This window comes from Pseudomonas sp. 43(2021) (assembly GCF_017490805.1).
Lineage (GTDB): Bacteria > Pseudomonadota > Gammaproteobacteria > Pseudomonadales > Pseudomonadaceae > Aquipseudomonas.
Window position 1 is genome coordinate 1 of the sequence record NZ_JAFGYJ010000596.1, and the last position, 429, is coordinate 429.

The window sequence follows — 429 nt, forward strand, 5'->3', positions numbered from 1 at the left end:
GGCCAGAGCGCGGTTTTTCTCCGGCGTGCGCGCGATCAAGGCGTTCATGCGGCTGATCCGCTTCGGAATGACCGGACGCCGGGTGATGCTGTAATACGCAGCGATCTGCTCGGCAATCTGGTTGGAAAACAGCGCGTGGTAGCCCTCGTCGGTATACAGCTGCAGTGCCGCATGTTTCATCGGCAGCGGTATGTAGATGGGCAGTTCGCGGTGCGCGATGACTTCCACGGCGCGGTTGACGATGCGGTGTTCGAGCAGGGTGGTGTAGTCGAGGAAATACACCAGATGATTGGCGGTAAGGCGGTGCAGGGTTTCGCGCCCTTTGGCCTGGATGGCCGGATGCGCCAGATAGGGCACGAAGGCCGGGGGGAACCAGTAGCGGGTTTGCAATTGCTGCTCGACATCGCCCGGTAACCGGTAGTCATGGGT

General features: G+C 61.1%; 1 protein-coding gene. It reads right to left on the reverse strand.

Translation table 11 applies throughout. The features are described from left to right. Nucleotides 1-429 (reverse strand): diiron oxygenase (locus J5M71_RS28875; RefSeq protein WP_207839107.1); only part of this gene is annotated, 429 nt, incomplete at both ends.